Annotated in this window: 4 protein-coding genes and 1 pseudogene; 2 read left to right on the forward strand and 3 right to left on the reverse strand. The window is 72.1% G+C overall.

The genetic code is table 11. The features are described from left to right. Positions 1-185: pseudogene (locus tag ACTIR_RS23570) on the forward strand (DUF58 domain-containing protein); the annotation flags it as partial. A gap of 309 nt (positions 186-494) precedes the next feature. Further along, positions 495-1,232: an SGNH/GDSL hydrolase family protein gene (locus ACTIR_RS0114935; protein WP_034240339.1), complete on the forward strand. Its 738-nt coding sequence runs from the start codon at positions 495-497 to the stop codon at positions 1,230-1,232. 30 nt (positions 1,233-1,262) lie between these two features. Here the strand turns inward: ACTIR_RS0114935 and ACTIR_RS0114940 are convergent, their stop codons facing one another. The 3 genes from ACTIR_RS0114940 to ACTIR_RS0114950 all read right to left on the reverse strand — a co-directional run. Continuing rightward, positions 1,263-2,390 (reverse strand): class I SAM-dependent methyltransferase, encoded by a 1,128-nt coding sequence (locus ACTIR_RS0114940; protein ID WP_026454893.1) that lies wholly within the window; start codon positions 2,388-2,390, stop codon positions 1,263-1,265. A gap of 94 nt (positions 2,391-2,484) precedes the next feature. Beyond that, positions 2,485-3,111: an Abi family protein gene (locus ACTIR_RS23575; RefSeq protein ID WP_052583902.1), complete on the reverse strand. Its 627-nt coding sequence runs from the start codon at positions 3,109-3,111 to the stop codon at positions 2,485-2,487. Between the two features lie 120 nt (positions 3,112-3,231). Then, a partial coding sequence (locus tag ACTIR_RS0114950; protein ID WP_026454894.1) for a stage II sporulation protein M occupies positions 3,232-4,074 on the reverse strand: 843 nt, incomplete at its 5' end.

Here is a 4,074-nt window from a genome sequence, read left to right on the forward strand (position 1 = left end):
ACGGCCGGGGCGACGCGGACGCGGTGTACGGGGCGGCGGCGGCCGAACGCACGCTGGCCGAACGCCGGCACGTCACCGCCCTGCTCGCCCGGCACGGCGTCGAGGTGGTCGACGCGGTGCCGGACCAACTGGCACCGGCGCTGGCCGACCGCTACCTCACCCTCAAGGCCCGGGGTCACCTGTAACGGTCGGTCCGACGGGGACCTGGCACACCGGGACGGCACCGGCGCACGGCCCGGTCGGGGTGTGTCGTCACCCACATCGGTGGTTCACACCCGGGAGCGTGAAACATCGGGTAGGACGGTGCCGACATCCAGGGCGAATGCCGCGGTGGGTTGTGGACCGTGGCGGTCGCGGTCGAGGGGTGGAGAAGGCCAGTGCAGGGGTCGGGACCAGTGTCGGGGTCGGGGGCGACGTTCAGGTCGGGGGCGAGGTCCGGGTCGAGGGCGGCGCCGGGGTCGGGTGCGGTGCCGCGTTCCGGGGTGGTGCGGCGTGTGCGTGCCGCCCTCCTGGTGGGCGTTCTCGTGCTGGTGGCCGGATGCTCCGCGCCGCGCGCGGCCCGGGATGACGCGCCGACGTGGTGCAGCGACCCCGGTTCCGCCGTGGTGCTCGGGGACTCGCTGAGCACCGGACGGGGGTTGCCGGAGTACGACGGCGGGGGCGACTACGCCGAGACGCCGCACAGCTGGACCACGGGCTTCGACCGGATGGCCGCACAACGCTGGGGGACGAGTACCTCCGTACTGGCCCGTGACGGCGCGATGGTGTCCGACTTCCTCCCCGGTGGCCGGTGGGAGGACACCGGCGGGGCCGTCGCGATGCTGCGCGACCGCGAACCGAGCCTGGTCGTCGTGGCCCTCGGGGCGGGCGAGTACGCCCGGGACGTCCATCCCGGGGAGTTCGACGAGCGGTACCGGCAGCTCGTGCACGACATCCGCCGGGTCTCACCGCGCTCGACCGTGCTGCACCTGATCGGGCACGAGCCGGGCTTCCGCCAGGTGGAGGACCCGTCGCACTCTTGGCAGGCCTACGTCGACGTGGTCCAGATCCTGGCGGCGGACACCGACACCCACGTGCTGGACCTGCGTCCGCACCTCCCCACGGGGGGTGCGCCGGACGAGGCGGGGCTGCTCCAGGAGGACGACAGCCACCTCAACGCGGCCGGGCACCGCGTGGTCCGCACCGCGGTCTGGACCCACCTGACCACCTGGTGCGACGACCCGGGGTCCTGATCCCACCGGCCTCCCGGCCGGACCGCGGGATCACTCCGCCGTGCGCTGGGCCGGTGGTTCGCCGGGTTTGCGGGAGACGAACACCGAGTCCAGGGGGTCGTCCGGTACCTCGTGGACCTCGGTGCCGACGAACCCGGCGTCGGTGAGCATGGTCCGGGCGAGCTGTTCGCCCCACACGGTGCCGAGCCCGGCCCCGCCCTGCGCCAGCGACACGGTCATGCAGTGCAGCGTGCTGATCGAGTACAGCAGCGGCGCGTTCGGGTTGCCCAGGTTGTCGACCAGGTCGGTGGCCGCGCGGGTGTCCATCATGACGAAGTACCCGCCCGGCGCCAGGGCCTCGAACACCCGGCGCAGCACCCGGGCGGGCTCGGCCTGGTCGTGGATGGTGTCGAAGGCGAACACCGCGTCGAACGGCGGGTCGACGGGCATCCGGGTCACGTCGAGCACCTCGAAGGAGACGTTGTCCAGCCCGTACTCGCCGGCCTCCGCGCGGGCACGGTCGACGGCGTCCCCGGCGAAGTCGTAGCCGACGAACGTCGAGTCCGGATACGCCGCCGCCAGCAGCACCGTGGTGTGCCCGGTGCCGCAGCCGATGTCGGCCACCCGGACGCCCTCGGCCAGCCGGGCGGGCAGGTCACCGGTGAGCGGGAGGATGCCGTCCACCAGCTGGTCGTCGAACAGTCCGCGGTTCATGCCGTCCATGAGCTCGGTGAACCGCGGCCGGAACCGCTCGTACGGCACGCCGCCGCCCTCGCGGAACGCCGTGGTGAGCTCGTCGAGGTGCTCCCCGAGCACCGCCACCCCGGTGGCGAACGGGGCGAGGTTGGTCGAGCGGGTCCCGGTCAGGCACAGCGCGTGCTCGGGGGGCAGGGTGAAGGTCAGGGTGCGGGCGTCGTACTCGACGACGCCGCCGGTGGCCATCGCACCGAGCCATTCGCGGACGTAGCGCTTGTTCAGCCCCGCCCGGTCGGCGAGCTCACTGCTCGTGGCGGGGCCGCGCGCGAGCGCGTCGAACAGACCGGTCCGGTGTCCGATGCCGATCAGGTGGCTGAGCATGCCCCCGGTGACGAACTCCTGCACTCTCCCGGCGAACCGCTCCATCCGCTCGGTGTCCAGTTCGGTGCCGGCCGGAGCCTGCTGCGGCGGTGTCGCGGTCATGGTGCCCTCCTGGGGGCGATGTCACGTGGGAGCTGACGAACGAGGATTCACCCGATCGTGCGGTAGCGAAACCGGCGGGCGTCGGAAGTCTGGGTCAGAATTGGCACTGACCGTGGTCGAGTGCCGGTGTGTGGCGGGCGAGTACGTCCGGGACACGGCTGTGGTCGGCAATGAACCGACTGAGGTCGCCGTCGAGAAATCCGGCCATGGCGATCAGCGCCTCATGATCCCTGGCGAGGTCACGGCGATGGAGCGGCTCGTGGTGAGCCACGCGGTTGCGGAACTTACGGAGCAATTCGACGCGACGGACGAAATCCTTCCTCCCCTGTGTACCGGGTTTGTAGTGCCAGTTCGGAAAAGCCTCGTACAGCGACGTGTGCCAGTACCGGTTCTGCTCAAGCGCGTTCCGAGGGGCATCCACGATCGAGGACCAGAAGCCGAAGGACAGCGCGGCCACGACATCGTCCGAAGTCGGCGGTGAGGTGTTGCGCTTCCGTCCGCGTTGCCTTTGGAGTCGCTTCTCCTCGTCCCGGGCCTTCACGACGTCCGGGGGGTACATCGAGGGATCGTTCCACCAGTCCGGGCGGCCGACATGCGTCGCGAGCGCTCGGTGTACGGCGTTCCTGAACGCGATCTCGACCGCGCTGATCGGGCCCCAGTAGGGCGCGAGCCGCGCGGGGGAAAGATGGATGTCGAGTGTGCGCAGTTCGGCTGGGTCCACCGCTGCAGGGTAGAGTCGCCAAGAAAAAGGCCCGGCACGGGTTCCCAAAGGGAGACGCTCCGGCCGGGCTTGCGCAATCGACTATACGCGGATGCCGTCGGCCGGACAAGTGCCTCCGCCTCACGCCGAGGTGGGGAGCGGGGTGTCGGTGCGGTCCGGGGTGACGTCGCCGGTCTCGCCCGCGCGGGCCGCGCGGCGGCCGGGGACGAAGACGTACCACAGGAACGCCGCCTCGGCGGCCACCCCGATGCCCACCCGCGCCCAGGTGGGCAGACCCGACGGGGTCACGAACGCCTCGATCACCCCGGAGACCAGCAGCACGCACACCAGACCCAGCGCGATCGCGGCGACCGCGCGGCCCGCCCGCGCCAGGGCCACGGACCGCGGCAGTCCGCCCGGGTCGATCACGGTCCAGCCGAGCCGCAGTCCGGTCCCCGCGGCGACGAACACGGCGGTCAGTTCCAGCAGCCCGTGCGGGGCGAGCAGCCCGAGGAAGAACTCGCCGCGCCCGGCCGAGGCCATCAACCCCAGGCCGATCCCGAGGTTGAGCGCGTTGAGCCAGAGCACCAGCAGCACCGGGATGCCCAGCAGCACCCCCAGCACCAGTGACGCGGCCGCCACCTGGGCGTTGTTCGTCCACACCTGCGCGGCGAAGGACGCGGCGGGATCGCTGGAGTAGTAGGTCTCGTACTGCCCGCCGGGGCGGGTCATCGCGCGGATCTCCTCCGGCGCGGCGATGGTGGCGCGCACCCGCGCGTCGCCGGCGATCCACACCGCGAGCAGGCCGGTGACGAGCACGAACACCGCCGACGTGGACACCCACCACGGCCACGCCCGGTAGACGGCGGCGGGGAACCGGCGGGCGAAGAACGCGCCCAGTTCACGCCAGGCGGGGGTGTGCGTGCCGGTGACCGCCGACCTGGCCCGGGCGACCAGGGCCGACAGCCGCGCGGCGAGCGCCTC

Source organism: Saccharomonospora iraqiensis subsp. iraqiensis (assembly GCF_000430445.1).
GTDB lineage: Bacteria > Actinomycetota > Actinomycetes > Mycobacteriales > Pseudonocardiaceae > Saccharomonospora > Saccharomonospora iraqiensis.